The sequence below is a fragment of the Azospirillum canadense genome (assembly GCF_025961225.1).
In the GTDB taxonomy this organism is placed as follows: Bacteria; Pseudomonadota; Alphaproteobacteria; order Azospirillales; family Azospirillaceae; genus Azospirillum; species Azospirillum canadense.
Genome location: NZ_JAOQNG010000001.1, coordinates 2,754,250 through 2,780,782, shown reverse-complemented (window position 1 = coordinate 2,780,782; position 26,533 = coordinate 2,754,250). Strand labels below are relative to the sequence as shown.

The window sequence follows — 26,533 nt, the reverse complement described above, 5'->3', positions numbered from 1 at the left end:
TCGTCCGTCAGCGGTGCTGCCGCGACCGTCCCTTACCCCGCCGTCAGGCCCCGCAGCTGCCGGTTGGCGACGGCGAGCATGGCGAGGTCGACGTTGGGCTGGGTGCGCAGTTCGGACAGGAGCTGCTCGACCCGCTCCACCACCGGGCGGTGCTGGGCGATCCACCCGTCCACCGGGGCTTCGGCCGGGAGGTGGTCGGCCGTCTCCAGCACGCGGACGGTCAGCGCGGTCTGGTGGGCGAACAGGTCATCCACCAAGGCGGCGACCGCCTGCTTCTGCCAGTGGTTGTCGACCTTCGCCGCCGCCGCCTTGTCGCGCAGCCATTCCAGCCCGAACCGGCGGCCCAGGATGAAGTAGACCGCCGCCACGGCCGACACGTCGCGCTTGGTGCGCCGCGCGATGCGGACCAGGTCGGGTGCCGCCGCCAGGACGGGCAGAGCGGCCATCCGGCGGGCGAGATCCGCCGGCACGCCCTGGTCCGCGTAGGACGCCACGCGCGCCGACAGGCGGGCCGCCTCCTCCGCGTCCAGGAAGGCGTCGAGCCCGCCCAGCAGGGCCTCGATGCCCGGCCGGTAGGCCTCCGTCTCCGCCGCGATGTCCAGCGGCTGGCCGCAGCTGGTCAGGAACCAAGCGACCGCCCGTTCCATCAGCTGCACCGTTTCCAGGATCAGGCTGGTCTGCAACGCCGCCGGCACGATGTTGTCCAGGTCCTCGATCCCGGTCCACAGGGACCGCAGGCCGAAGCTGTCGCGCACGATGGCGTAGCCGCGGGCCACGTCGGCCGGGCCCATGCCGGTCTTCTCCATCATCTCCTTGACGAAGGTCGGGCTGGTCCGGTTGACGAGGCTGTTGGTGACGCTGGTGGCGATGATCTCGCGCCGCAGCCGGTGGCGGGCGATGGCCTCCGCGTGGGTCTTGCGCAGCGGCTTGGGGAAGTAGCGGGTCAGGTCGTCGGCCATGAAGGCGTCGTCCGGCAGGTCGGACGCCAGCAGGTCGTCGTACAGCGTGATCTTGGCGTAGGCCAGCAGCACCGCCAGCTCCGGCCGGGTCAGGCCTTCGCGGTCGGCCAGCCGGGCCGACAGCTCCTCCTCGTCCGGCAGGTACTCGATGGCGCGGTTCAGGCGCCCGGACTTCTCCAGCGTGCGGATGAAGCGGGCCTGCGCCTCCAGCGCGTCGGGACCCTGGGCGCGGGCCACGGTCAGCGCCTGGGTCTGGAGGTAGTTGTCGGCCAGCACCAGCCCGGCCACCTCGTCGGTCATCTCGGCCAGCAGCCGGTCGCGCTGCTTGATCGTCATGTCGCCGCGGGCGACCACGTCGTTCAGCAGGACCTTGATGTTCACCTCATGGTCGGAGGTGTCCACGCCGGCCGAGTTGTCGATGGCATCGGTGTTCAGCCGCACCCCGTGCCGTGCCGCCTCGATGCGGCCGCGCTGGGTGGCGCCCAGGTTGGCGCCCTCGCCGATCACCTTGGCGCGCACGTCGCGGCCGTCGATGCGCAGCGCGTCGTTGGCCTTGTCGCCGGCTTCCGCGTTGCTCTCCTCCGACGCCTTCAGGTAGGTGCCGATGCCGCCGAACCACAGCAGGTCCACCTCGGCCTTCAGCAGGGTCTGCATCAGCGCCTGCGGGGTGACATGCTCCTTCTCGATGCCGAAGCGGGCGCGGATCTCCGGCGTCAGCTCCAGCGACTTGGCGGCGCGGTCGTAGATGCGGCCGCCCTTGGACAGCAGCCCGGCGTCGTAGTCCGCCCAGGACGACCGCGGCAGGTCGAACAGGCGCTGGCGCTCCTCCCAGCCGCGCGCCGGGTCGGGATCGGGGTCGAGGAAGATGTGCCGGTGGTCGAAGGCGGCGAGCAGCTTGATGTGCTTCGACAGCAGCATGCCGTTGCCGAACACGTCGCCGGACATGTCGCCGACGCCCACGACGGTGAAGTCCTGGGTCTGGATGTCGCGCCCCAGCTCCCGGAAATGGCGCTTCACCGATTCCCAGGCGCCGCGGGCGGTGATGCCCATCTTCTTGTGGTCATAGCCGGCCGAGCCGCCCGACGCGAACGCGTCGCCCAGCCAGAAGCCGTAGTCGATCGACACCGAGTTGGCGATATCGGAGAAGGTCGCCGTGCCCTTGTCGGCGGCGACGACCAGATAGGGGTCGTTGCCGTCATGGCGCACCACCTCGGCCGGCGGCACCACGGCACCCCCGGCGTCGAGGTTGTCGGTGATGTCCAGCAGGCCGCGCATCAGCGTCTTGTAGCACTCGATGCCTTCGGCCAGCGCCGCCTCGCGGCCCGCGCTGGCGGGCGGCGGCCGCTTCACCACGAAGCCGCCCTTGGATCCCACCGGCACGATGACGGTGTTCTTGACCATCTGCGCCTTCATCAGGCCCAGGATCTCGGTGCGGAAATCCTCGCGCCGGTCGGACCAGCGGATGCCGCCGCGGGCGACCTTGCCGCCGCGCAGGTGCACGCCCTCCATGCGCGGGCTGTAGACGAACACCTCCACCATCGGGCGCGGCAGCGGCAGCTCATCGATGTGGCTGCTGTCGATTTTGAAGGAAATGTAGGTCTTCGGCTTGCCGTCCGCCCCGGCCTGATAGGCGTTGGTGCGCAGCGTGTTGCAGACCAGGTTGAGGAAGCGCCGCAGGATGCGGTCCTCGTCCAGGTTCTTCACGCCGTCCAGCGCGCGCTCGATCTCAGTCACCAGCCCCGGGTCGTTCGGCACCTGGCGGGCCGGGTCGAAACGGGCGTGGAACAGGGCGGTCAGCTTGCGCGCGATGGCCGGGTATTCGGCCAATGTGCTTTCCACCACGTCCTGCCCGTAGGCGATGCGCGCCTGGCGTAGGTACTTGGCGTAGGCGCGCAGCACCGTGACCTCGCGCGCGGTCAGCCCGGCGCGCAACACCAGGCGGTTGAAGCCGTCGTCCTCCATCCGGCCGTCCCAGACCGCGGCGAAGGCGTCCTGGAACTTCTCCTTCACCATGGCGCAGTCCATGGGCAGGCCGTTCTGGCTGCGCGCGGTGAAGTCGTGGATCCACACCGGGGCGGCGTGGCCGGCGACCGTCACCTCGAAGGGCACCTCGGTGATCACCTTCAGGTCCATGTGCTCCAGCATCGGCAGCACGTCGGACAGCGGGACCGGCCGGCCCTCGTGGTAGATCTTGACGTGCAGCTCGTCCTCTTCCGCCTCCAGCGGGCGGTATAGGTTGATGCCGAGCCCGCCCTGGGCGATCGCCTTCTCGATGCGCTCGATGTCGGTGACGGCGGTTTCGGCGTTGAACTGCTCGCGGTAGCTGGTCGGGAAGGCGTCGGCGTAGCGGCGGATCAGGGCGCCGCCCTCCTCCTCGCCGTGCGCTTCCAGCAGGGCGTCGCGCAGGTGGTCGTCCCAGCCGCGGGCGGCCTGCACCAGCCGCGCCTCAAGCTCGGCGGCGTCGACCGCCGGGACATGCCCCGGCTCCGTCCGGATGATGAAGTGCAGGCGGGCCAGCACGCTCTCGGTCAGCTGCGTAGTGAAGCCGGAGCAGGTGCCGTTGTATGCGGCTTCCAGGATCGACTGGATGCGCCGGCGCAGCGTGGTGTCGTAGCGGTCGCGCGGCACATAGACCAGGCAGGAGGCGAAGCGCTCGAACGGATCCTTGCGCACGAACAGCGCCAGGCGCTGGCGTTCCTGCAGGTGCAGGATGCCGATGGCGATGTCGAACAGCTCCTGCGGCTGGATCTGGAACAGTTCGTCGCGCGGGTAGGTCTCCAGGATGTGCAGAAGCGCCTTGCCGTCGTGGCCCTGCGGGTCGAAGCCGGCGAGGCTCATCACCTCGGCGACCTTGCGGCGCAGGTACGGGATCTCGCGCGGGCTGCGGTTGTAGGCGACGGAGGTGAACAGGCCGGCGACCAGCCGCTCGCCGACGATCCGGCCGTCGGCGTCAAAGCGCTTGATCAGCACGGCGTCCATCGGCACGGCGCGGTGCACCGGCGAGGGGCGGTTGCCCTTGGTGACCATCAGGACGCGCGGGTTGCGCAGGAAGTCGCGCACGTCCGGCGGCAGGGTGGCGTAGTTGCGCAGGCCGTCGAAGACAGTGACGGCGTCGTCGCGCAGGATGCCGAGCCCGCTGCCCGGTACGAGGCCCAGCGGCGGCTCCGTCCCGTCCGCGGCGTCGCCGAAGCGGTACTCGCGGTATCCCAGGAAGGTGAAGTGGTCGTCGTCGACCCATTCGAGGAAGGCCTTGGCCTCCTCGACCTCCTCGGCCGGGATCGCCGTGACGGCGGTGCGGGCGGCGTCGGCCTCGGCGATGGCCTCGCGCACGGTCGCGCGCATGGCGCGCCAGTCGGCGACGGCGGCGCGCACGTCGGCGAGCACGCGCTCCAGCCCCTCGCGGGCGCGGGTCAGCGCCTCGCCGTCGGGCACCGCGCCGACCTCAACATGCATGAAGGATTCCGGCGACGCGTCGGTCGGCGCCGCCGCGGGCTCGTACAGGTCGGTCAGCTGGCCGGCGTCGTCGCGCTTGACCCGCACCACGGGGTGGATGACGAGATGGACGGTCAGCCCCTGGCGGTTCAGCTCCGCCGTGACGCTGTCGACCAGGAACGGCATGTCGTCGTTGACGATCTCCACCACCGTGCGGTGGGACTGCCAGCCGTGCTCCTCGACGCGCGGGTTGTAGACGCGAACCTTTGCTTTTCTCCCAGGGGCATTCCCCTCGGGGGCTTGGCCCGCGTCACGCTGCTGGCCCCACTGCCACATGGCCAGCGCCGCCCCGTAGAGCTGCTCGGCCGAGGCCTGGATGATGTCGTCAGGGGGCACGTTGTCGTAGAACTGCCGCACGAACCGTTCCGCCGGTGCTGCGCGGGTGCGGCCCAGCCGCTCGCGCACCTGACGCACGACCTCTTCGGTCAGCTCGTCCTTGAGCTGTTCGGCCCTGAGAGCCATCGCTCGATCCCTTCCCTGTGGTCGCCCTGGTTTTGTTTGGGCGGTTTTGCTCGGTCACACTCTGCTCGGTCACATGGGGGGAGGGTAGCGGATTTGCCGGTCCTGGCAACAGGCCGTGGGGCCTGATCCGAAGAGATCCGGTCTATAACTTACGGAGGGGTTGTGGCGCCGTATGTCCATGGCCGACTGTAGGATATTGTTTGGACATTCGTCGGGCGGCACCGCCGCTTTCGGGGCAGGAGGGCGTGGAATGGATGCCTCCGTCGGGCTCCTCGTCATCGCCGCCGTGGCCTTGGCTTCCGGTGCCGCTGGATGGCTTCTTCGTGGCCGCCGATTATCCGAGGTCGCCGACAAGCCGCCCGAAGAGCCCGTCCTGATCGAATCCGCCGCCCCTCCCGTTTCGTCCGCTTCCCCCCCGCTTCCGTTCGACTCCCTTTCCCCCGAACCGCCCGCGACCGAATCGCCGGATTCCGAAAGGCCGGGCACCTTGACGCAGGCGATCCTGGACGCGGCCGTCGACGGGATCGTCATCATCGGCGAGACCGGCGTCATCCGCTCCATCAACACGGCGGCGGAGCGCATCTTCGGCTACCCGGCGGAGGAAGTCGTCGGGCGCAACGTCAGCATGCTGATGCCCGAGCCCTACCGCTCGGCCCACGACGGCTACCTGGCGCATTACCGCGAGACCGGCGAGGCGCGCATCATCGGCAAGGGGCGCGAGGTGCAGGGGCTGCGGAAGAACGGCCACGTCTTTCCCATGGATCTGGCGGTCGGCGGCGCCGTCGTGGACGGGGAGCGCCTGTTCGCCGGCATCGTGCGCGACATTTCGATCCGGCGGGAGACGGAGGAGCGGCTGCGCTACAGCGAGGCGAAGAACCGCGCCATCCTGGAGGCGGCGGTGGACGGCATCATCACCATCGACGACCGTGGCCGCATCGAGAGCTTCAACCGTGCGGCGGAGCGCATTTTCGGCTACAGCGCGGCGGAGGTGCTGGGGCGCAACGTCAGCATGCTGATGCCGGCCCCCTACCGGCAGGCGCACGACGGCTATCTGGAGAACTACCTGAACACCTCGCAGCCGCGGATCATCGGGATCGGGCGCGAGGTGGAGGGACGCCGCAAGGACGGTGAAACGTTCCCCATGGACTTGGCGGTGGGCGAGGGTTTCCTGGCCGGCCGGCGCATCTTCGCCGGCACCGTGCGCGACATCACCGAGCGCAAGCGGGCCGACGCCGACCTGCGCACCGCCAAGGACGAGGCCGAGAGGGCCAGCGTCGCCAAGACAAAGTTCCTGGCGGCCGCCAGCCACGACCTGCGCCAGCCCGTCCAGTCGCTGGTCTTCTTCACCGCGGCGCTGACCTCGCAGCTGCCCGACGGCACCGCGCGGGCCATGGTGGACGACATGGAGGTGGCGGTGGCTGCGCTGAAGACGCTGCTCGACAGCCTGCTCGACATCTCGAAGCTCGACGCCGGCGTGGTGACGGTGCGGCCGATGATCTTCCCCGTCGACAGCGTCCTGGCGACCACGCGCGTCAGCTACACGACGTTGGCGGCCGCCAAAGGGGTCCGGCTGACGGTGGTGCCGAGCAACGCCCTGGTGCGGACCGACCCGGCGCTGTTCGGCCGCATGGTCCAGAACCTGGTGGACAACGCCGTGCGCTACACGGGGAAAGGCCGCATCGTGGTCGGCTGCCGCCGCCGCGGCGACCTTCTGCGCGTCGAGGTCTGGGATACCGGCATCGGCATCCCGGCCGGCCATATTGAGGAAATCTTCGAGGAGTTCACACAGATCGGCAACCCGGAGCGCGATCGGGAGAAGGGGCTGGGGCTCGGACTGGCCATCGTGAAACGGCTGTCGCGGCTGCTCGGTCACCGGGTGTCCGTGCGGTCGGTCCACGGGCGCGGCTCCGTCTTCTGGGTCGAGGTGCCGTTGCAGGCCACCGTCCGCCTGCGCCCGGCGACGCAGCGAAGCGCGGTCGTGGCGGGCGACGGCGCGGGGCGGGGCGTAATCGTGCTGATCGACGACGAACCGGTCGTCCTGTCCAGCCTGCGCGCCGTCCTGGAAAGCTGGGGGTTCGAGGTCGTCGCGGCGGAATCGGCGCACGAGGCCATCCGCCTTCTCGCCGCGCGGGAGCGGCCGCCCGCCGTGATCCTCGCCGACTACCGCCTGCGCGAGGGGCGCACGGGGACCGAGGCGATCCGCGACGTCTGCGATCTCTACCGCCGCGCCATTCCCAGCATCATCATCACCGGCGACACCGCGCCCGAGCGCATCCGGGAGGCGGAAGCCAGCGGGATCAGCGTCTTGCACAAGCCGGTAACGCCGCCCGTTCTGCTGAGCGCCCTGACGCAGACCATGGGCAACGCGTGACCATCGGAAGGGTCTGATCGGTCAGCGCAGGGCGGGGTGGTCGAAGGCGTCCGGATCGGGAAGCGCCAGGGCTGTCAGCAGCGGCAGGGCGGCCTCGATCGGAGCCGGGTGGGGGCGCTGCGCGGCCCCGATTTCAAGGATCAGGCCTTCCGGCAACGCACGCTCCGCAACCGTGCGTTCGGGAAGCTGGCGTTCCGGGTGACGGATCGGCCGCGTCATCCAATCCTGGCACTGCCTCAGCGCCTCCGCCGCCAGCAAGGGAACAACGGCCACGCCGTCGTCGTCGCCAACCAGCAGGTCACCGGGACTGACGGCGACGCCGCCCACCATGACCGGCAGGTCCATCTTGCCGCCGACCGCTCTGTGCGGGGCGCGCGGCACCGCGCCCTTGGCGAAGACCGGGAAGCCGATGCCGCGGATTTCCGGAAGGTCGCGCACGGCGCCGTCGATCACCAAGCCGCCCAGCCCCCGCGACTTGCCGCTGCGCGCCACCCATTGCCCGGCCACGGCCACGGACTCCAGGCCGGCGCCGCCGACCACCACGACATCGCCCGGCTGGGCCAGGCTGCAGGCGGTCAGCAGGACGCTGTTGTCGCCGGGCATGGGGGCGACCGTGCGGGCCTGCCCGCACAGGCGCACGCCCGGCGCGCAACTCCGGATGTCCGGCGCAACGCTGTGCCCGCACCCCAGCGCGTCGGCCACGACGCGGCTCGGCACCGCGCGCCAAGCCTCCAGGAGCCCGGGTGACAGGCGCGGGAAATTCACGATGTACCGTTGCAGACCCATGGGGCGAAACCTTTGCCGACAGGCGAACGAGGCGTGGACGGGTGATGGGCGATCAGGCGCATCGGGCAAACAGGCAAAGCGCGGCAGCGAGCGTGCCACGGATGCAGCGGTCTGGTCGGCGCTTCGACGGCGGGCCGCCCTGGTCCGCGTTCCGGAGCCCGCATCGAATTGCGCGCCTTTTGTTTCTTATTTTAAAGATAACGGATCGAAAGCAATTACGCAATCCGTTTACCAAGCAGATGGCGTGTCAAAGCGAATGCAATGGAATGTCTGCTGAGAAGCATGCAAGTGCATGCGACTCGGTTCACAACAAAGAGCCATCGGCCCGTCCGGTATCGTGGCGCGCTCCAGCCGGCTGTTGTTGATCGTTAGCTGAAAGGGCGATGGCCGCGACGCATCGGCCGGCGCCGGGGTGCCCCCGTTACATCCGGTGCTGCGACAGAGCAGCGCAGGGATGCCGATGGCCCTCCACCGGCCGAACAGGGGAATGCCCGAAAACGCGAAGGGCCGGCGCCACAACGGCCCGGCCCTTTGTCTTCGCGGTGCTTGACCGGCTCATGGCCGGCCGTCTTCCTTTGGGAAGACTGGAGCGGGCGAAGGGATTCGAACCCTCGACCCCAACCTTGGCAAGGTTGTGCTCTACCCCTGAGCTACGCCCGCGCTCCACATCGCCGTTCGGACCGTCTCACGGTGCCGTCCGGCGGCGTGCGGCGGACTATACTCATCGCCGAACGCAATGCAAGCGTCATGTTTCACTTTTTTCGGACGTCTGGACGAATTTCCGGTGCGAGGCTAAAAACATCAGCATGGACAACGCATTGACCACCGACGGCACGGCCGGGGCGCCGCTGCCGACCAGCCCGGAGCAGCTCCTGGAGCACCTCGCGGCGCTCGGCATCCCGACCATGACCCACAGCCATCCGCCGGCCTACACGGTCGAGGAAAGCCGGGAGCTGTGCGGCGCGCTGCCCGGCGGCCACTGCAAGAACCTGTTCCTGAAGGACAAGAAGGAGCAGCACTGGCTTGTGGTGGCGTTGCAGGATGCGCAGATCGAGCTGAACCGGTTCGACAAGGTCATCGGCTCCGCGCGGCTGTCCTTCGCCTCTCCGGACCGGCTGTGGCGGCATCTCGGCGTGCGGCCGGGGTCGGTGACACCTTTTTCCCTGATCAACGACCGGGACCACCGGGTGACCGTGGTCCTGCAGCAGCAGATGCTGGAGCAGGACCCGCTGAACTTCCACCCGCTGCTGAACGACCGGACCACGGCGATCCGGCCGGACGACCTGATCCGCTTCATCCGCGCTGGCGGCCACGAACCGGTGATCGTGCCGTTCGGAACCGACGCGGACTAGGGGGCGCGGCCTGCGACCGGGAGTCGTCACAGCCGACGCTTGCTTAACGCGCATCATGCGCTCATCTATTCGGCAAGATCGCACAGGGAATCACGAACGCCATGTTTTCCATTCCGCCCGCCAAGCCCCCCGCCGGTGCCGTCAACGCCGGAGCCGCCCCCGCGGCGGCCGGTGACCTGATCAAGGACAGCAGCGACCGCAACTTCATGGCCGACGTGATCGAGGCCTCGCGCTCGGTCCCCGTGATCGTCGATTTCTGGGCCCCCTGGTGCGGTCCCTGCAAGCAGCTCGGTCCCATCCTGGAAAAGACCGTGCTGGCCGCCAAGGGCAAGGTGCGGCTGGTCAAGATCGACACCGACAAGGATCCGATGATCGCGCAGCAGCTGCGCGTGCAGTCGATCCCCGCGGTCTACGCCTTCTTCCAGGGGCGGCCGGTGGACGGCTTCATGGGCGCCCTGCCGGAATCGCAGGTGAAGGCCTTCGTGGAGAAGCTGGTCAAGCTGGCCGGCGCCGCGGGCGGTGGCGAGGGCGACATCCTGGAGGAGGTGCTGGCCCAGGCCAAGGAGGCGCTGGAGACCGGCGACATCCAGACCGCGTCTGAGATCTACAGCGAGATCCTGCAGGCCGATCCGGAGAACATCAACGCCGCCGCCTACGCCGGGCTGGTCCGCTGCCTGATCGCCGCCGACGACCTGGACCGCGCCAAGCAGATGCTGGACCAGGTGCCGGAGTCGATCGCCAAGGACAAGGAGATCGCGGCGGTGCGCAGCGCGCTGGACGTGGCCGAGCAGGCCGCCAACGCCGGCCCGATCCCGGAGCTGATGGAGAAGGTCGCCCGCGATCAGGACGACCATCAGGCCCGCTTCGACCTGGCGCTGGCCCTGTTCGCCGCCGGCAAGCGCGAGGCGGCGGTGGACGAGCTGCTGGAGCTGGTGCGCCGCGACCGGACCTGGAACGAGGAGGCCGCGCGCAAGCAGCTGGTGAAGTTCTTCGAGGCCTTCGGTCCGACCGACCCGCTGACCGTCCAGAGCCGCCGCCGCCTGTCGTCGATCCTGTTCCGCTGACTTTTTTCCGGTGAGCGGGAATGGGGCAGGCTCTCTTGGAGCCTGCTCTGTTCCCCGCGACGGGGGGCTCTATATTCGTCGCATGAGCCGGACGCCTTTCGACCCGACGCTGAGCCGCCTGCCGCGGCTGCTGCCGATCTTCCCGCTTGCGGGGGTTCTGCTGCTGCCCCGCGGCCGGCTGCCGCTGAACATTTTCGAGCCGCGCTACCTCGCGATGTTCGAGGATGCGTTGGCCTCCGACCGCATGATCGGCATGATCCAGCCGACCGACCCAGCCAGCCGGGAGCGCGAGCCGGCGGTCTACAAGACCGGCTGCGCCGGGCGCATCACCAGCTTTTCCGAAACGGACGACGGTCGCTACCTGATCACCCTGACCGGGGTCAGCCGCTTCGCCATCCGCAGCGAGGCGGAGTGCCTGCGTGGCTACCGGCGTGTCGTTCCGGCGTGGGAACGTTTCACCTCCGATCTGAACGATGACGATGGCGACGTCGACCGCCCGCGGCTGGTGGCCGGGCTGAAGGCCTATTTCAAGACGCAGGGCCTGTCGGTGGACTGGAGCGCCATCGAATCGACGCCCGACGAACGGCTGGTCACCTCGCTCGCCATGATCTGCCCCTTCAGCCCCAGCGAGAAGCAGGCCCTCCTGGAGGCGCCCGACCTGCCGGAACGCGCGAAGCTCTTGATCGCGCTGATCGAGATGGCCATTCTCGACTGCCACGACGGCGACGGCAGCGTGCCGCGCCACTGACCACCGTTTCCCGTTTCCGATCTTTGACCGCGAGGCCCGTTCCATGAGCGCCCACACCCCCGAGGACATGCACGGCGAAGGCAAGTCGCCCGGCGAGAAGACGCAGGCCCGTGTCGACCCGAAGCTTCTGGAAATCCTCGTCTGCCCGCTGACCAAGGGTCCGCTGCGCTACGACGCCGAACGCGCCGAGCTGATCAGCGAGCGCGCGGGTCTTGCCTACCCGATTCGCGACGGCATCCCGATCATGCTGATCGACGAGGCGCGCAGCCTGGACAAAAAGCCGGGAGCGGCCTGATGTCGGAGGAGCGTTTCGCGTCGGACGAGTTCGGTACGAAGCACTGGCCGCTGGAAATCCGCCTGAAGAAGGAGGACAAGCGGCTGGAGATCGACTTCGACGACGGCCGGACCTTCTCCTACCCGGCGGAATTCCTGCGCGTGCACAGCCCTTCGGCCGAGGTGCAGGGGCATGGGCCCGGCCAGAAGCAGACCGTCTCCGGCCGCCGCCACGTCGGCATCATGAGCCTGGAGCCGATCGGCCGCTACGCCGTGCGCATCGTCTTCGACGACCTGCACGACAGCGGCATCTACTCATGGAAGCTGCTGCACGAGATGGGCGAGGACCAGGACCGGCTGTGGGCCGAGTATCTGGCGGAGTTGGAGGCCAAGGGCCTCAGCCGCGACCCGAAGGGCCGGCGCTGATCCGTCCGACAGTGCCGATGGCCGTCCCCTGCGGCGCCCTGCCGCAGGGGACGGCCATCGGCTGCGCTTGAGCCGATTCGCGCCATTTTATAGATACCGCTCCTGCATGGATCGACCCTTCCACCGGGGAGGACCGCATGAGCAAGACAGGCGTTTCCAACGCCTCCCCCTATTGGAATCCGCTGGGCGAGACTGGCGGGGACGGTGGGACGGACGGCGACGAACATGACGAGGGCGGACAGGCCGAGGGTGGGACCGAGGACGCTCGCGACCGGCGTCGTGAACGTGCCGCCGCCGTCCTGGCACGCCGGATCCGGCGGCGGGCCTCGATGCGCGACCTCGCCCGCGCGCTGCTGATCGGGGCCTTGGTGACGCTCGCCGTTCTCGCCGTGGAGATCGGCCGCAAGGCCTTCGTCGTCATTCACCGCGCGGACCTGACAACCTCCACTCACATTGCCTGACGCTCTTTAGAAGCCGGCGCTGGACCCGGACGCGGGGACACGGGACACTGCTTCGGCTTCTGTTGCGGGTGTCGTCCGGTGGGGGAATTGCGCGTGGGCTTGGCGCGTTGGCTGTGTCTGGTCCTGATGCTTTCCGGCCTCACGCGGTCGGGCGGCCCGGCGGGTCCGCTGCCCCAGGACGCCTATGTCTGGCAAAGGCGCTGGACTCCGGCGCTGGGGGAGGCATTGCGGCAGTCCTCCGACATGATCGGGCGCTGGCGCGTGCTGGCCGCGGAACGGGGCGGCGCCGGGGGAATTACCCGGACCGCGCCGGATTGGGTCGCCCTCGCGCACAGTGGGCGGCCGGTCGTGCTGGTCGTCCGCATCGACGGCTCGGCTCCGCCTCCCATCGATCCCGCGTTTCTGGCGGAGGTCGGACGCGCCGTGGAGACGGCGGCGGGGCAGGGGGTGGATGTCGCGGGGATCGAGATCGACCACGACTGCGCGACGGCGCGGCTGGACGGCTATGCTCTCTTCTTGGAGGCGCTGCGCCGCCACCTCCCGCCCGGGCTGCCTCTGTCCATCACCGCGCTGCCCACGTGGCTGCCCTCGCCGCTGTTCGGCGCGGTCGTCGGCCGGGTGGACGAAATCGTCCTTCAGGTCCACGCCGTGCGGAACCCGCGTTTTGGCTTGTTCGACCCGCGGCTGGCCCGGGATTGGCTCGACCGGTTGGCGCGCCGCACGAACAAGCCCTTCCGCGTGGCGCTGCCGGCCTATGGGGTGCGGGTCCGTTGGGGCGCCGACGGACGGCTGGCCGGCGTGGAGGGCGAGATGCCCACGCTGGCGGGCGAGGGGCCAGCGGATGAGCTGGCGGCCGATCCGGCGGAGGTCGCCGCCTTGCTGCGCGGATTGGAGCGCGACCCGCCGCCGGGGCTGCGCGGCGTCGTGTGGTTTCGCCTCCCCACCGCGGAGGACGGCCGGGCCTGGAGCCTCGCGACATGGCGCGCGGTGGTGCGCGGCGCCCCCCTGCGCACGGCCCTGTCGGTGGAGGCGCGGGATGCCGGCACGCCGGGCCTGCGCGACCTTGTGCTGGTCAACGCCGGCGCCATCGACGCCGAGCTTCCCCGGACGGTGCTGCTGGAGGCGGGCTGCGCGCCGGCAGACGGGGTCGGCGGCTACGCGCTGAGGCAGGAAGGGGCGCGACCCGCGCTGGCGCGGGTGCAGGGCGGGATGTTGCGTGGTGGGCAGGCGCGGGTGATCGGCTGGATGCGCTGCGGCGCCAACAAGGGAGCGATCGATGTTCAGCCGTAAGCTTGCGGTTGCGGCTCTGGCCGCCGGCATGGCCGTGTCCGCGGCCATCGCCTGCGGCCCGGATTTCCCCTGGCAGTTGCTCGACCGTCGCGAGGAAACCCTGGCGACCGCGCCAGCCAACAGTTTCGCCTTCGAAATGAAACACCTGCTCCGCGTTCCGTCCGACGGGCTGACGCCGGGCGAGCTTGAGGCGTCATGGAACGACGCGGAGACGGCGCGTGCGTGGGCGGACGACCTCGCGCGGGCGGAGCGCGTCGGGCTGAGCGCCGCGCAGGGCGAACGGCTGGCGGTCATGCGGGCTGCCGCCTCCGGCGACACGGCCTTCGCGCTGGGACCGGACCTGCCGCCCGCGGTCCGCCTGTACACGGCGGGGGCGGTCGCGTTCCGCGGCGGGGACCGGGAGGGGGCGGCGGAGCGCTTCACCGCCGTCCTCGCCCTGCCGGGCGCGGAGCGCGGCGTGCGCACCGTGTGGGCGGCCTACATGCTCGGCCGGATCGCGGCGGAGGGCGGAGACGTGGACGCGGCACAGCAGGCCTTCGCCCAGACCCGCGACTTGGCGCGCGGCGGCGCGCCCGACCCGCAGTCCCTGGCCGTGGCGAGCTTCGGGGAGGAGGGGCGGGCGCTCCTCAACCACGCCGACGCGGCATGGAAGCGGAGGGATGCCGACGCCTTCGGCCGCGCGACCGCGGCGGCCGTCGCGCTCTACGTCGAGCAGGCGGTGCGGGGTTCCGATGGCGGCGTGCAGTCGCTGCGCATGGTGGCGGAACGGTTGCTCGACGACCCGCCGCGCCTCGACGCCGCCGTCGGCGATCCGCTGGTGCAGAGGCTCCTCGTTGCGTACGCGGCCGCAACGACCCGCTTTCCGTTTGCATTTTACGCGTCCGAAACGCGTCCGCCGGTCGATCATCTCGTTGATGCCTTGCAGCGCCGGGGGGTGGAGCGGGTGGCGGGGCTCGACCGGGTCGCCTCCTTCGCCTATGCCATGGGCCGGTACGACGTCGCTGCGCGCGCCGCCGAGCGGGCATCAGGCCCGTTGGCGAGCTGGGTCAAGGCGAAGCTGGCGGTGCGCGCCGGGAACCTGGACGGTGCGGCGGCCCTGCTCGCCGAGGCGTCCCGGGCCTTTCCGGAATCCGGCGGCGCGGTGCTGGACGAGGCGAGCGACGCCCGGCTGGAGGGAGAGCGCGGCGCGCTGGCCCTGGCGCGCGGCGAGTATGTCAACGCGCTGGAACTTCTGCACCCCGTCGCCCTCCGCTATTGGGGCGACGTCGCCCACATCGCTGAGCGTGTCCTCACCGTCGACGAACTGAAGGTTTTTGTAGACCGCAAGGGCGAGATCCCGGCCGGCGAATCCAATTATTGGACGAGCCAGCCGCCCAGCCTGCGCGACCTGCTGGCCCGCCGGCTGATGCGGGAGGGGCGCACCGACGAGGCGCTGGCTTACTTTGCGAGACGTGAGGTCGCCGAGGCGGCGGCCACCTACGCCAAGGCGCTGCACGCCGCGCGCGACGGCTGGTGGCCCTTCGACCGCGCGCGGGCCTTCCACGAGGCGGCCCTGCTCGCCCGCCATCGGGGACTGGAGATGATGGGCACCGAAGGTCCGCCGGATCTCTTCGCCTATGGCGGAGCGTTCGGGGGCGGGCTGGGGCAGGAGACGCTGGAGGGCTCCTTCGTCACGGATGGCGAGCGGCGGCGCTTCGAGGAGAGCCGGGCAACGCCCGACCAGCGTTGGCATTACCGGTACATCGCGACGGACCTGGAGACAGCCGCGGCGGACCGGCTGCCGCGCCGATCCCAAGCTTTCGCCGCCGTGCTCTGCCACGCCACGCACTGGATGCTGCAAACACGGGAGAAGGACCGGGCCCAGGCGCTCTACGCGCGGTACGTGGCGGAGGGGGCGGCGGTCGATTGGGCCGACGACTTCGGGCAGGACTGTCCGGAGCCGGACTTCGACGGCGCCGTCCGCGGCTGGCCTCGTTACGTTTGGCTGGATGTTCGCGGTGCGGCCCACGCGCACAAGGCCGCAGTGCTCGCCATAGCCGGGGCGCTGCTGGTCGCCGGGGCGGCGGTGGCCTCCTGGTTCCTGCTGCGCCGGCGATCAGGGGGCGGTCAGGGTAGGATCACGACGTAGCGCTTGGTGGTCGTCTCCACCACGTCCCACACGCCTTCGAAGCCGGGCTCCAATGTGAAGCGGTCGCCGGCGCGGACGGTCCAGCTTCGGCCGTCGGCGTGGGTGATGGTGCTGACCCCCTCCAGGATCTCGCAATATTCCCACTCGTCGTACAGGATCCGCCAAGCGCCCGGTGTGCAGCGCCAGACGCCGGCGAAGCGCTTGCCGTCCGGCGATTCGTACTGGTTCCAAGTGGTGAAGACCGGGGCGCCGGAGAGGATCCGGTCGGGGGCGGGGCCGCCGGTTTCCGGTTCGGCGGGGTCGGTCAGCAGGGTGAAGCTCATGTCCATGCTCCTCACCAGGCGTTCAGCAGGGGCGGCAGGTCGCGCACCGTGTCGATACGGCGGTAATTCTCGGTGGGTGGGGCGGCCTCCTCGTGCGCCCAGGTGATGGCGTAGGGCACATGAACGGCGTGGCCGCCGGCGGCCAGCACCGGCAGGATGTCTGACCGCACCGAATTGCCGACCATGACGAAGCGCCCCGGCTCCACCCCGTGCCGGTCGAGCACGCGGCGGTAGGTGTCCGGGTCCTTCTCGCTGACGATCTCCACGGCGTTGAAGCGCTCGGCGAGGCCGGATCGGGCGATCTTGCTCTCCTGGTCGAACAGGTCGCCCTTGGTGATCAGCAGCAGGCGGTAGCGGCCGGACAGCGCCTCCACCACCTCCGCCACGCCGTCCAGCAGATCGACGGGGTGGTCCAGCATGGCCTTGCCGAAATCGATCAGGGTCTGGATGTCGCGCCCGGCGATGCGCCCGTCCGTCAGGTCGACTGCCGTCTCGATCATCGACAGGACGAAGCCCTTGATGCCGTAGCCGTAGACGCGCAGGTTCGCCCGCTCCGCCGCCAGCAGCCGCCGGTCGATGTCCGCCGGGTCCGCAGCGTGCGCGAGCAGGGCGCGGAAGCGTTCCTGCGTCATGGAGAACAGGGACTCGTTGTGCCACAGCGTGTCGTCGCCATCGAACGCAATGGTGTCGATCATGGTGGAAGTCCTGTTCCCCTGCGGATGGTGGGGACCAGAGGTATGACGGCCGCGCGTCCGTGTCCAGCGGCCGTTCGTCTCGCGGACGGTTCTGAGATCGCATAGACTGGCCCCGCAACGAAAGATCGCGAGGGTGGGACATGGTTGCGGAGTTCGACATCCGGCCGGGGATCCAGGCTCTGCCGGCCAGCGCCATCGTGACGGTGGCGAACCACGGGCGCGGGCGCGATGGGCTGATCCCGCTGTGGTTCGGCGAAGGCGACCTCCCCACCCCGGACTTCATACGCGAGGCGGCGGACCGCGCCATCCGCGATGGCCACGTCTTCTACACCTACCAGCGTGGCCTGCCGCCGCTGCGCGAGGTGCTGTCGGCCTATCTGGAGCGGGTGCACAGGGTCCCGGTGCCGGTGGACCGCATCACCGTCACCACCTCCGGCATGGCGGCGATCATGAACGCCATGCAGATGCTGGTCGATCCCGGCGACGAGGTCGCGGTCGTCAGCCCCGTCTGGCCCAACGTCATGGCCGCGGTGCGCGTCCAGGGCGGCGTGCCGGTGGAGGTGCCGATGACGCTCGGCAACCAGGGCTGGACGTTGGACCTGGAGCGGCTGTTCGCCGCCTGCGGGCCGCGGACCAGGGCCATCTTCGTCAACTCCCCCGGCAATCCCACCGGCTGGATCATGCCGCGTGACGACATGGCCCGCGTCATGGCCTTCGCGCGGGAGCGCGGGCTGTGGGTCATCTCCGACGAGGTCTACGCCCGACTCGTCTACGACGGCCGCACCGCCGCACCCTCCTTCCTGGAGGTGGCGGAGCCCGAGGACAAGCTGATCGTCGTCAACAGCTTCTCCAAGAACTGGGCGATGACCGGCTGGCGGCTCGGCTGGATGGTGACGCCGACGGGCCTGGGGCCGGTGCTGGAGAACCTCGTGCAGTTCTCCACCTCCGGCACGCCGGGCTTCATCCAAATGGCCGGCCTCGCCGCCATCGAGCAAGGGGAGCCCTGGGTGGCCGAGACGGTAGAGCGCTGCCGCAAGGCGCGCGACCTCGTCTGCGGCGCGCTGGCCGCTTTCCCACGCGTGCGCGTCCAGCCGGCACCCGGCGCCTTCTACGCCTTTTTCCAGGTGGAGGGGGAAACGGACAGCGTGGCGCTGGCCACCCGCATCATCGACGAGGCGCTGGTCGGGCTCGCCCCGGGGGCGGCGTTCGGGCAGGGCGGGGAGGGTGCTTTGCGTCTCTGCTACGCCAGCCGGCTCGACAAGCTGGAGGAGGCCATGGCCCGCTTGGCGCGCGTTTTGGGTTGAGGAAAAATCCGTTCGTGGGCCAATTTGTTGGTGTGGTGCACAATTTGTGGCGCCTAAAAAATGGACAAAAGGCCCGCGGAACGTGCATCGGTGATATTCCTACGACAGCTATCGAGAAAGCACACAGCTCGCATACGGACTTGGCGGTGGTGGGTTCACGTATGATGAGCAATATTCTTTCTCACGAACCGAGGGCGTGGCGGCTGGTACCGGCAGGGCCCCCTCGGGCCACCTTTCAAACAGGAAGAACCACCATGGCATTGGCTCTGCGTTCGGCCACCGTTGGCCGCAGCAATCAGGCTGCTCCGGTGGCGCATGTGCTGGACACCGTTCTGGACACGTTCGCCCTTTGGCGGCAGCGGATTCTCACCCGTCGCGAACTGGCTCGTCTCGATGACCGCATGCTGCACGACATCGGCATCAACCAGCTCGAAGTCGACTACGAGGTCAACAAGCCGTTCTGGAAGGCGTGATGCCTTCCGGATCGCTTGACCCGGAAAAAAGGGCCGCTTCCGTCAAGGAAGCGGCCCTTTTTGTTTTTGGGTAATTTCACCACCAAGGTACCAAGACACCAAGGACCCTCGCGCCCGGTACGGCGTGGGCCCTTGGTGCCTTGGTGGTGAAAAGAAAAAGGCCCCACTCCCGAAGGAGAGGGGCCTTTTGTCGTTCAGGCTTTGCCCTGGGTCAGATGCAGATCTGCTGGAGCGGCGCGAAGCCATTGAAGCAGACGGCCGAGTAGGTCGTCGTGTAGGCGCCGGTGGCGTGGATGCGCACGCGGTCGCCGGGCTTCAGGTCCAGCGGCAGCTTGTACTCGGCGCGCTCGTACAGCACGTCGGCGCTGTCGCAGGTCGGTCCGGCCAGCACGACCGCTTCCGTATCGCCTTCACCATCGTCGCCCATGACCTGGATCGGGTACTGGATCGCCTCGTCCATCGTCTCGGCGAGACCGCTGAACTTGCCGATGTCCAGGTAGACCCAGCGCTTCAGGTCGTTGGCCGACTTGCGGGAGACGAGCACGACCTCGCTCTCGATGATGCCGGCGTTGCCGACCATGCTGCGGCCCGGCTCCACGATGGCTTCCGGCAGGCGGTTGCCGAAGTGGGTGCGCAGGCTGTCGAAGATCGCCTGGCCATAGGCGGTGGTCTGCGGCACGTCGGTGCGGTAGCGGGTCGGGAAGCCGCCGCCCAGGTTGATCATGCCGAGGTCGACGCCCAGCACCTCAAGCTCGCGGAACAGCTGCGCCACCTGGAAGATGGCGTGGTCCCACTGCGTCAGGTCCTTCTGCTGCGAGCCGACGTGGAACGACACGCCGTAGGGCACGACGTCCATGTCGCGGGCCTTCAGCAGCAGCTCCCGCGCCATGGCGAGGTCGCAGCCGAACTTGCGCGACAGCGGCCACTCCGCACCCTCGCCGGAGGTCAGGATGCGGCAGAACACGCGGGAGCCGGGGGCGGCGCGGGCGATCTTGTCCAGTTCCTCGGCGCTGTCGAAGGCGAACAGCCGCACGCCCAGCTCATAGGCGCGGCGGATGTCCGATTCCTTCTTGATCGTGTTGCCGTAGGAGATGCGCTCCGGCGTGCAGCCGGCGGCGAGCACCATCTGGATTTCCGGCACGCTGGCGGTGTCGAAGGCCGAACCCAGGCGGTTCAGCAGCCCCAGGATCTCCGGCGCCGGATTGGCCTTCACGGCGTAGAAGATCTTCGCGTCCGGGAGGGCTTCCTCCAGGTCGTGGTAGTTGGCTTCGACCACGTCCAGGTCGACGACGAGGCAAGGCGTCTGCGGGCGCTGCTCTTCGAAAAAGCGCGCAATCTTATCGGTCATCTCAGTCTCCCGGACGCAAGATGAAGGTGTCAGGACGAATTGTGAGGTAGTCGGGGGCGGAACGGCCGAGCGCTACTGACCAGGAAAAGGGTCAGGCGTTCAGGCCGCCCATACTGGACTGCCGATTGACCTTGCCTGCGTGTGACAGGAGTGTCCGGGCGGGGAGTGTTCGATAACGGGTGAGCCGGTGCCCACCCACAACAACATGAACCATCGTAACCTCCAAGTCGCCGCCTTGCTTAAGGGACGGTCGGGGATCACGCGTTACGTCGTTGCATAACCACATCTCGAAAAGACGAGGGCGGGCCAGCGGCACGTGCGCTTGCGAGTTGCGGTTACATAGATCCAATAGCCGGCCTTTTAAAGTGAAAAATTATCCACGCCGCAAAAAAGTGTCAGTCCCTCGGCCGGAACAAAAAAGCGGAGACAAATCATGGACTTGAATACCGCTATCCCGGTTGGGGACATGGCGTTGCGGCTGTGCGCTGCGGCGGTCTGCGGGGCGGCGCTCGGCTTGGACCGGGAGATGCGCGGCAAGGCCGCCGGCCTGCGCACGAACACGCTGGTCGCCATCAGCTCGGCGCTCACCACGCTGGTGGCGCTGGAGCTGTATTGGGACCTCGCCCGCGACGGGGATGTCGGCCGGATGGACCCGACCCGCGTCATCCAAGGCGTGGCCCAGGCGGTCGGTTTCATCAGCGCCGGGGTCATGTTCCGCGCCGGCGCATCGGTCCACGGGGCCACCACCGCGGCGGTCATCTGGATGGCCGGCGCGCTGGGGATCGCCTGCGGTGCGGGCTTCTACGTCCTGGCGGGGATGGCGACGGCGCTTTGCCTGCTGGTGACCGTGCTGTTCACCTACGCCATGCGCCGGATGCCCGGCGCCGCCAGAGCCGAGGCCCGATCGGAAGCCCCATCCGAGGATTGATCAGCGGCGCGTTGCCGGCGGCCGTTGCGCCAGCAGGCGGTGGGACAGCGCGGAGCCCAGCGCGACCAGCCCGATGGCTCCCATCATGGGCAACTGCGTGCCGCCGTGCAGATGCCCCACGGCCACGCCGACCAGTGCTGCGACCGACATCTGCGTGAAGCCCACCAGCGAGGAGGCGAGGCCGGCCATCATCGGGTAGGGGCCGACCGCGGCGGCCATGGCGTTGGGCAGGGTCAGCCCGGCCCCGACCATGAACAGGAAGACCGGCGCCACGATCGCCGTCAGGTGCGGCACGCCGGCCAGAGCCAGCGCTACGCCCAGCAGCCCGCCGGCCAACGACACCGCGGTGCCGGTGCGGATCATCCAGGGGCCGCCCATGCGCTGGCTCATGCGCCCGGCGAAGAAGGAGCCCAGCGTGTAGCCCAGCACCACGACTCCGAAACTCGCCCCGTACTGCGCCGGGGTCAAATGCAGCCGGCCGATCAGCACGAAGCTGGAGCCGGAGATGAAGGAGAAGATGCCGCTGTAGGCGAAGGCGACCGTCAACATCTGGCCGAGGAACGCGCGGTCGCGCAGCAGCAGGATGTAGTTGGCGACAAGCCGGCCGGGCTTCAGGGCCTCCTCGTCGCGGTGCGCGTTGGTCTCGCCCAGCAGGACGTGCGTCGCCGCCAGGATGCCCCCGGCAAAGACGGTCAGCAGCAGGAAGTTGCCGCGCCAGCCGAACAGCTCCGTGATCACGCCGCCCAGCACCGGGCCGATGGCCGGGGCCAGCGTCATGGCCATCGCCATGTAGGCCAGCACGGTCGCCGCCCGGTCGCGCCCGAACACGTCGCGCACCACCGCCCGCGCCACCACCGGTCCGCAGCAGGCGCCCAACGCCTGGAAGAAGCGTGCGACGATCAGTCCGCCGACGTCGTTGGTCAGCGCGCAGGCCGCACTCGCCACCAGATAGATGGCGATGCCGCCCAGCAGCGCCGGCCGCCGCCCGAACCGGTCGGACACCGGCCCATAGACCAGCTGCGACACCGCGAAGCCGGCCAGGAAGACCGACAGGGTCAGCTGCACCGTGGCGATGTCCGTCCCGAACACCGTCACCAACGTCGGCAGGGAGGGCAGGTAGAGGTCGGTGGAGAGCGGGCCGAAGGCGACGAGCGCGGTCAGCAGCACGCGAATGGCGAGCGAGTCGGGTCGGGGTGTCGGCGGCATCGGGGATCGCTTCGGGTGCGGCGGGGGCGGCACCTTAGCAGATGCGGGCGGACGTCCCGACCCATTGTTTCGGCAACGCAGCCATTGCGCTTGAAACCAATGTCCTCACCCGTAGCGCAGCAGCCGGGCGCCGTTGGTCTTCAGCCAAGCGCGTGGCGCCTTCACGTCTGCGGTCAGCTGCGCGCACAACGCCCAGAAGCGGGGGGAGTGGTTCATTTCCCGCAGGTGCGCCACCTCGTGCCCGACCACATAGTCCAGCACCGCCTCCGGTGTCAGGATCAGCCGCCAGGAGAAGGACAGGCGCCCGGTGGCGGAACAGCTGCCCCAGCGGCTCTTGGTGTCGCGCACGGTCACCGCCGCGACCCGCGCGCCAATCAGCGCGGCCTTGGCGCGCGACCGCTCCGCCAGCTCCCGCCGCGCCTCGGCCATCAGGAAGTCGCGCACGCGGCGGGCGACATGCTCCACTTGGCCGCCCACCACGATAACGCCATCCTCCCGCCGGGTGGCGCCGCGCAGGTCGGGGGCGTGGCGGATCACATGGTCGACGCCGAGGTAGGGGACGATCGCCCCGTCGCTGAAGGGCAACTGCGGCGGCAGCGCCGCCAAGCGCGCCCGCACCCAGCCATCGTGCCGTCCGACGAAGCGCAGCGCCTCCGTTTCCGACACGCCGACGGGGATCACCACTTGGATCAGCCCGCGCCCGGCATCCACCCGCAGGGTCATGCGCCGCGCCCGCGCGCTCTCCCGCAGTTCCAGCGGGACGGGCAGGCCGGCCACGGCCAGCGCGCGGGGCGCCTTTGCTTTCGGGCGGGAGGGGCTGGGGGTGCGACGAAAGATCATCCCCCTTTATAGACCGCCGGCCGCGCGGAGGCCAACGGATCGGCACCGTTGCGGATTCGAACGGATTTTGTCTCAACTGAGCTTGGCATGTGACATTTGACTCCGGCGTCAAGTCGCAAGATAAAGCTTTCTTACCCCGAGCGGTTTGGTGAAGTCGTGTCCGAGTACATCCAGAAGTCCATCGACGAAGGTCATATGTCCGACCGTATGGCTTGGCTTGAGGCCTTGGTTTCGGCCAATGGCGTCGGTCACGCTCTGCTTGCGCCGGATGGACGACTGCTCGTGGTCAACACGGCGTTTGCCGCCGCTTTCGGATGCCTGCCGGACGATGTGGAAGGCAAGGGGCTGGACGCGCTGGGCATTCCGGCGGCGCTCGTCCCACAGATCACGGCCCAGTTGCGCCGCGTGGCCGCCACGGGCAACCCGCTCACCATCCAGGGCGTGCTGCCGCAGGGGGAGGTGATGCTGACCCCCGTGCGCGACGCCGACGGCGCGGTCACCGCCATCGCCGCCATTGGCGACGTGAACGCCGCGGCTTTGGCCGCCGCGCGGGCGGAGGCGGAGCGCGCGCGCGCCGAGGCCGCCCGGGCCCGCGCCGATCTTGAGAAGGTGCAGGCGGGCAGCGCCCGCTTCCTGTCGGCGGCCAGCCACGACCTGCGCCAGCCCTTCCAGGCGATGCACCTGTTCCACCATCTGCTGATGGGCCGCCTGACCGATCCGGCCTCGCGCGATCTGGGTGACAAGCTGGAGCAGGCCATCACGGGGGGCGAGACCCTGCTGCGCGCCTTGCTGGAGGTTTCCGCGCTGGAAGCTGGCACGGTCAAGGTGCAGCCGCAGGTCTTCCCGATCGACGAGACGCTGGGCCGCCTGCTCCAGGAATTCGCGCCGGAGGCGGAGGCCAAGGGCCTGCGCTTCAACGTCCGCCCGGCGGAGGCGGAGGTGGCGACCGACCCCGTCCTGTTGGAACGGCTGCTCCGCCCGCTGCTGTCCAACGCCCTGCGCTACACCGAAAAGGGCGGGGTGCTGCTGGCCGCGCGCCGCCGCGGCGACGGCCTGCGGCTGGAGGTGTGGGACACCGGCATCGGCATCGCCCGGCCGACCAAGCGGCGGTCTTCGAGGATTTCCGCCAGCTCGGCGCCACCAACCGCGATCGCAAGCAGGGGCTGGGGCTGGGGCTCGCCATCGCGCGGCGCCTGTCGGAGTTGCTGGGGCTGCCCGTCACGCTGCGCTCCCGGCCGGGCAAGGGCTCCGTCTTCGCGGTCAACATCCCGTTCGCCGGCCAGGATCAAGCGGGCCACGTGGTGGGCGAGGCCAAGACGCCTGAAATCCCGGCGGCCTGATGTCCCAAATCCCCGTTCGCGCAGGGTAGTCACGCCCACGCTTGCGCCGGCGCCATCGCCCATCCGCGCCACGCCGCACCGGTGCTCCGCCTCCATATTCCATGCAGGAGGCCAGGGTTCCTCCGGACCCCGGCGCCCGCGCGCCGTGTCGCGGCTTCCGATGGGAGGGGCACATGGTCCGGGTGACGACAAGGGATTGGGGCTTGCGTTGGGGCGGCGCGGCGCTGGCCGCCGGCCTGCTGTGCGCGGGGACGTCCGCGAACGCGACCTATCTCGATGACGAAGGGCGCGGCTGCGTTTTCGGGTACAAATTCGGCGTCGACCTTCTGACCCCCGGCTACAACCCCGGCCCCTATCCCGCCTACTGCCCGCCGCCCGTCGCCGTCTATCCGGCCCCGCCGGTCGCGGCGCCGACGGCCCCCCTCATTTTGGCGACAACGCCCCGCTATTTCTGCACGGTCCGGTCCGCGCCGCTGGCGGGCGACCGCCTGTCGTCGCTGTCCGGGATTCTCTGCGGCGGCGACTCGGCTCTCGGGTCGGATGTGCGGGTGGAGCAGCGGCGTTAGGCCCCACGGCTGATTGACAGGCCGTGGCTCCCTCCCTAAGGCTGTTCGGAAAAAGAAGTACAAAGTCGGGGAGGGATTAACGATGCCGAACAGAGTCGCCGGAGCGGCGCCACGCCGTCGCGTCTGCGCCTGCAATCAAGGCGTGCCGCGCTCGACCATCCTGCGCGCATTGCGCTTTGGCGCCGCCGCGAATCGTCCGTCGTCATAAAATCTTCAAGAGACCGACGCGGGACGGCAACCCGCGCCCTGCATTCCAAACAAATCCACGCAAACGACCGGTTCTGACCGACCGGCACAGGGAGAGACCATCATGCTGACCCGCCGCACGCTCGCCGTATCGACGGCCCTAGCAACGGCAGCCTTCGCCCTTTCCGCCGGACTCTCCGGCGCTGCCTTCGCCCAGCAGAAGACCGTCATCGAGTTCTGGCACGGCCTCCCGCAGCCGCTCGGCGGCCAGCTGGAGCAGGTGGTGAAGGGCTTCAACGACAGCCAGGACAAGGTCCAGGTCAACCCCAGCTTCAAGGGCAACTACCCGGAGACGATGCAGGCGGCCATCGCCGCTTTCCGCGCCGGCAACGCCCCGCACGTCGTCCAGATGTTCGAGGTCGGCACCGCCACCATGCTGGCCGCCGGCCCGGCGGTGAAGCCGGTGCACCAGCTGATGAGCGAGACGGGCACCGCGTTCGACGCCGAGGGCTACATCCCGGCGGTGCGCGGCTACTACTCGTCGAAGGACGGCAAGATGATGGCGCTGCCGTTCAACAGCTCCACCACCATCACCTTCTACAACAAGGACGCCTTCCAGAAGGCCGGCCTGGACCCGAACAAGGCCCCGGCCACCTGGCCGGAGACCATCGAGGCGGTGCGCAAGCTGAAGGCCGCAGGCGTCGCCTGCCCGATGACCTTCTCCTGGCCGACCTGGACGCAGTTCGAACAGCTGGGCGCCATCCACAACAAGCCCTTCGCCACCCAGGCCAACGGCTTCGGCGGGCTGAACGCCGAACTGAAGATCAATGACCCGTTCTTCGTGAAGCATCTCCAGACGCTGATGGACCTGCAGAAGGAAGGGCTGATCCGCTACTCCGGCCGCGACAACGCCCCCGACCCGCTGTTCCCGGCGGGCGAGTGCGCCATCATCCAGGCCTCCTCCGGCCTGCGCGCGCGCATCGTGAAGGAGGCGAAATTCGCGTGGGGGGCCGCCCCGCTGCCCTACTGGCCGGACGCGGTGGACAGCCCGAAGAACTCCATCATCGGCGGCGCCGCCTTCTGGGTGATGACCTCGCCCAAGCGCACCGCGGCCGAGTACAAGGCCGTGGCCGACTTCTTCGCCTACATGGCCAAGCCCGAGGTCGACGCCAAGTGGCACATGGACACCGGCTACGTCCCGGTCACCTTGAAGGGCTTCGAAGCGGCCAAGCAGGCCGGCTTCTATGAGAAGAACCCCGGCGCCGACGTGCCCGCGCAGCAGCTGACCCGCACGGCCACCACGGAAAACACCATGGGCCTGCGGCTCGGCAACTTGCCGGAGATCCGCAACATCATCCAGGAAGAGATGGAAAAGGCCTTCCAGGGCCAGCAGACCGCCCAGCAGGCGCTCGACAGCGCGGTGAAGCGCGGCAACACCGTGCTGCGCAACTTCGAACGCGCCAACAAGGGTTGATCAATCAACCCTCTCCCGCCCCGGGAGAGGGTGACGCC

The 26,533-nt window shown here is 69.2% G+C and carries 21 protein-coding genes, 1 tRNA gene and 1 pseudogene; 15 read left to right on the top strand and 8 right to left on the bottom strand.

What is annotated here, in order from left to right; genetic code table 11:
• Positions 1 to 32: 32 nt before the first annotated feature.
• Complete coding sequence (locus tag M2351_RS13245) at positions 33 to 4,913, bottom strand: NAD-glutamate dehydrogenase (protein WP_264656511.1); 4,881 nt, start codon at positions 4,911 to 4,913, stop codon at positions 33 to 35.
• A gap of 250 nt (positions 4,914 to 5,163) precedes the next feature.
• Here M2351_RS13245 and M2351_RS13240 point away from each other — a divergent pair, with 250 nt between their 5' ends.
• Positions 5,164 to 7,284 (top strand): PAS domain-containing hybrid sensor histidine kinase/response regulator, encoded by a 2,121-nt coding sequence (locus M2351_RS13240; RefSeq protein WP_264656510.1) that lies wholly within the window; start codon positions 5,164 to 5,166, stop codon positions 7,282 to 7,284.
• A gap of 21 nt (positions 7,285 to 7,305) precedes the next feature.
• Here the strand turns inward: M2351_RS13240 and M2351_RS13235 are convergent, their stop codons facing one another.
• Together M2351_RS13235 and M2351_RS13230 are read right to left on the bottom strand one after the other, a co-directional pair.
• A complete protein-coding gene (locus M2351_RS13235; protein WP_264656509.1) occupies positions 7,306 to 8,070 on the bottom strand; it encodes an RraA family protein in 765 nt (254 codons plus the stop codon).
• Between the two features lie 585 nt (positions 8,071 to 8,655).
• Positions 8,656 to 8,730: transfer RNA gene (locus M2351_RS13230), tRNA-Gly, on the bottom strand.
• A 146-nt stretch (positions 8,731 to 8,876) separates the two neighbouring features.
• On the opposite strand from M2351_RS13230, the gene M2351_RS13225 reads away from it, so the two are divergent.
• The 8 genes from M2351_RS13225 (at position 8,877) to M2351_RS13190 (ending at position 15,812) form a co-directional block, all read left to right on the top strand.
• A complete protein-coding gene (locus tag M2351_RS13225; RefSeq protein ID WP_264656508.1) occupies positions 8,877 to 9,422 on the top strand; it encodes a prolyl-tRNA synthetase associated domain-containing protein in 546 nt (181 codons plus the stop codon).
• 101 nt (positions 9,423 to 9,523) lie between these two features.
• Complete coding sequence (locus M2351_RS13220; RefSeq protein WP_264656507.1) at positions 9,524 to 10,486, top strand: thioredoxin family protein; 963 nt, start codon at positions 9,524 to 9,526, stop codon at positions 10,484 to 10,486.
• Between the two features lie 82 nt (positions 10,487 to 10,568).
• A complete protein-coding gene (locus M2351_RS13215) occupies positions 10,569 to 11,234 on the top strand; it encodes an LON peptidase substrate-binding domain-containing protein (RefSeq protein ID WP_264656506.1) in 666 nt (221 codons plus the stop codon).
• A 67-nt stretch (positions 11,235 to 11,301) separates the two neighbouring features.
• Positions 11,302 to 11,529: a Trm112 family protein gene (locus M2351_RS13210; protein WP_264656881.1), complete on the top strand. Its 228-nt coding sequence runs from the start codon at positions 11,302 to 11,304 to the stop codon at positions 11,527 to 11,529.
• Positions 11,529 to 11,933, top strand: a complete 405-nt coding sequence (locus tag M2351_RS13205; protein WP_264656505.1) for a DUF971 domain-containing protein — start codon at positions 11,529 to 11,531, stop codon at positions 11,931 to 11,933. Before M2351_RS13210 ends, M2351_RS13205 begins: the two co-directional genes overlap by 1 nt.
• 137 nt (positions 11,934 to 12,070) lie before the next feature.
• Positions 12,071 to 12,394: a hypothetical protein gene (locus M2351_RS13200; protein WP_264656504.1), complete on the top strand. Its 324-nt coding sequence runs from the start codon at positions 12,071 to 12,073 to the stop codon at positions 12,392 to 12,394.
• Between the two features lie 93 nt (positions 12,395 to 12,487).
• The gene (locus M2351_RS13195) at positions 12,488 to 13,684 is read left to right on the top strand and encodes a DUF3142 domain-containing protein (protein ID WP_264656503.1); all 1,197 of its coding nucleotides are present in this window, start codon (positions 12,488 to 12,490) and stop codon (positions 13,682 to 13,684) included.
• Positions 13,671 to 15,812 carry a hypothetical protein gene (locus M2351_RS13190; protein WP_264656502.1) on the top strand — a complete coding sequence of 714 codons (2,142 nt, stop codon included), beginning with the start codon at positions 13,671 to 13,673 and terminating at the stop codon, positions 15,810 to 15,812. The genes M2351_RS13195 and M2351_RS13190 overlap by 14 nt, the downstream gene beginning before the upstream one ends.
• On the opposite strand, the gene M2351_RS13185 is transcribed toward M2351_RS13190, so the two are convergent.
• Together M2351_RS13185 and M2351_RS13180 are read right to left on the bottom strand one after the other, a co-directional pair.
• Positions 15,791 to 16,135, bottom strand: a complete 345-nt coding sequence (locus M2351_RS13185) for a cupin domain-containing protein (RefSeq protein WP_264656501.1) — start codon at positions 16,133 to 16,135, stop codon at positions 15,791 to 15,793. The genes M2351_RS13190 and M2351_RS13185 overlap by 22 nt on opposite strands.
• An 11-nt stretch (positions 16,136 to 16,146) precedes the next feature.
• Positions 16,147 to 16,830 (bottom strand): HAD family hydrolase, encoded by a 684-nt coding sequence (locus M2351_RS13180; RefSeq protein WP_264656500.1) that lies wholly within the window; start codon positions 16,828 to 16,830, stop codon positions 16,147 to 16,149.
• A 140-nt stretch (positions 16,831 to 16,970) separates the two neighbouring features.
• Between M2351_RS13180 and M2351_RS13175 the strand changes: the two genes are divergently transcribed.
• Positions 16,971 to 18,134, top strand: a complete 1,164-nt coding sequence (locus M2351_RS13175) for a pyridoxal phosphate-dependent aminotransferase (RefSeq protein ID WP_264656499.1) — start codon at positions 16,971 to 16,973, stop codon at positions 18,132 to 18,134.
• A gap of 254 nt (positions 18,135 to 18,388) precedes the next feature.
• Positions 18,389 to 18,607, top strand: a complete 219-nt coding sequence (locus tag M2351_RS13170; protein WP_264656498.1) for a DUF1127 domain-containing protein — start codon at positions 18,389 to 18,391, stop codon at positions 18,605 to 18,607.
• A gap of 211 nt (positions 18,608 to 18,818) precedes the next feature.
• On the opposite strand, the gene M2351_RS13165 is transcribed toward M2351_RS13170, so the two are convergent.
• A complete protein-coding gene (locus M2351_RS13165) occupies positions 18,819 to 19,955 on the bottom strand; it encodes a type III PLP-dependent enzyme (protein WP_264656497.1) in 1,137 nt (378 codons plus the stop codon).
• A gap of 433 nt (positions 19,956 to 20,388) precedes the next feature.
• Between M2351_RS13165 and M2351_RS13160 the strand changes: the two genes are divergently transcribed.
• The gene (locus M2351_RS13160) at positions 20,389 to 20,883 is read left to right on the top strand and encodes an MgtC/SapB family protein (RefSeq protein WP_264656496.1); all 495 of its coding nucleotides are present in this window, start codon (positions 20,389 to 20,391) and stop codon (positions 20,881 to 20,883) included.
• Here the strand turns inward: M2351_RS13160 and M2351_RS13155 are convergent, their stop codons facing one another.
• The gene (locus M2351_RS13155; protein ID WP_264656495.1) at positions 20,884 to 22,089 is read right to left on the bottom strand and encodes a multidrug effflux MFS transporter; all 1,206 of its coding nucleotides are present in this window, start codon (positions 22,087 to 22,089) and stop codon (positions 20,884 to 20,886) included.
• Between the two features lie 105 nt (positions 22,090 to 22,194).
• Positions 22,195 to 22,929, bottom strand: coding sequence for a M48 family metallopeptidase (locus M2351_RS13150; RefSeq protein WP_264656494.1), 735 nt, complete (start codon positions 22,927 to 22,929; stop codon positions 22,195 to 22,197).
• A gap of 195 nt (positions 22,930 to 23,124) precedes the next feature.
• Between M2351_RS13150 and M2351_RS45070 the strand changes: the two are divergent.
• The 3 genes and pseudogenes from M2351_RS45070 (at position 23,125) to ugpB (ending at position 26,495) form a co-directional block, all read left to right on the top strand.
• Positions 23,125 to 24,269: pseudogene (locus tag M2351_RS45070) on the top strand (PAS domain-containing sensor histidine kinase).
• 173 nt (positions 24,270 to 24,442) lie between these two features.
• Positions 24,443 to 24,835, top strand: coding sequence for a hypothetical protein (locus M2351_RS13135; protein ID WP_406567382.1), 393 nt, complete (start codon positions 24,443 to 24,445; stop codon positions 24,833 to 24,835).
• A 310-nt stretch (positions 24,836 to 25,145) separates the two neighbouring features.
• Positions 25,146 to 26,495, top strand: a complete 1,350-nt coding sequence (gene ugpB, locus M2351_RS13130; protein ID WP_264656492.1) for a sn-glycerol-3-phosphate ABC transporter substrate-binding protein UgpB — start codon at positions 25,146 to 25,148, stop codon at positions 26,493 to 26,495.
• Positions 26,496 to 26,533: the final 38 nt, after the last annotated feature.

Bases quoted from the DNA above. Each gene is read 5' to 3' on its own strand.
- M2351_RS13215 (WP_264656506.1), top strand. From the start codon at position 10,569: ATGAGCCGGACGCCTTTCGACCCGACGCTGAGCCGCCTGCCGCGGCTG.
- M2351_RS13200 (WP_264656504.1), top strand. From the start codon at position 12,071: ATGAGCAAGACAGGCGTTTCCAACGCCTCCCCCTATTGGAATCCGCTG.
- M2351_RS13185 (WP_264656501.1), bottom strand. From the start codon at position 16,135: ATGAGCTTCACCCTGCTGACCGACCCCGCCGAACCGGAAACCGGCGGC.
- M2351_RS13245 (WP_264656511.1), bottom strand. From the start codon at position 4,913: ATGGCTCTCAGGGCCGAACAGCTCAAGGACGAGCTGACCGAAGAGGTC.
- M2351_RS13235 (WP_264656509.1), bottom strand. From the start codon at position 8,070: ATGGGTCTGCAACGGTACATCGTGAATTTCCCGCGCCTGTCACCCGGG.
- ugpB (WP_264656492.1), top strand. From the start codon at position 25,146: ATGCTGACCCGCCGCACGCTCGCCGTATCGACGGCCCTAGCAACGGCA.
- M2351_RS13180 (WP_264656500.1), bottom strand. From the start codon at position 16,830: ATGATCGACACCATTGCGTTCGATGGCGACGACACGCTGTGGCACAAC.
- M2351_RS13220 (WP_264656507.1), top strand. From the start codon at position 9,524: ATGTTTTCCATTCCGCCCGCCAAGCCCCCCGCCGGTGCCGTCAACGCC.
- M2351_RS13160 (WP_264656496.1), top strand. From the start codon at position 20,389: ATGGACTTGAATACCGCTATCCCGGTTGGGGACATGGCGTTGCGGCTG.
- M2351_RS13210 (WP_264656881.1), top strand. From the start codon at position 11,302: ATGCACGGCGAAGGCAAGTCGCCCGGCGAGAAGACGCAGGCCCGTGTC.
- M2351_RS13175 (WP_264656499.1), top strand. From the start codon at position 16,971: ATGGTTGCGGAGTTCGACATCCGGCCGGGGATCCAGGCTCTGCCGGCC.
- M2351_RS13190 (WP_264656502.1), top strand. From the start codon at position 13,671: ATGTTCAGCCGTAAGCTTGCGGTTGCGGCTCTGGCCGCCGGCATGGCC.
- M2351_RS13155 (WP_264656495.1), bottom strand. From the start codon at position 22,089: ATGCCGCCGACACCCCGACCCGACTCGCTCGCCATTCGCGTGCTGCTG.
- M2351_RS13135 (WP_406567382.1), top strand. From the start codon at position 24,443: ATGGTCCGGGTGACGACAAGGGATTGGGGCTTGCGTTGGGGCGGCGCG.
- M2351_RS13170 (WP_264656498.1), top strand. From the start codon at position 18,389: ATGGCATTGGCTCTGCGTTCGGCCACCGTTGGCCGCAGCAATCAGGCT.
- M2351_RS13225 (WP_264656508.1), top strand. From the start codon at position 8,877: ATGGACAACGCATTGACCACCGACGGCACGGCCGGGGCGCCGCTGCCG.
- M2351_RS13205 (WP_264656505.1), top strand. From the start codon at position 11,529: ATGTCGGAGGAGCGTTTCGCGTCGGACGAGTTCGGTACGAAGCACTGG.
- M2351_RS13165 (WP_264656497.1), bottom strand. From the start codon at position 19,955: ATGACCGATAAGATTGCGCGCTTTTTCGAAGAGCAGCGCCCGCAGACG.
- M2351_RS13240 (WP_264656510.1), top strand. From the start codon at position 5,164: ATGGATGCCTCCGTCGGGCTCCTCGTCATCGCCGCCGTGGCCTTGGCT.
- M2351_RS13150 (WP_264656494.1), bottom strand. From the start codon at position 22,929: ATGATCTTTCGTCGCACCCCCAGCCCCTCCCGCCCGAAAGCAAAGGCG.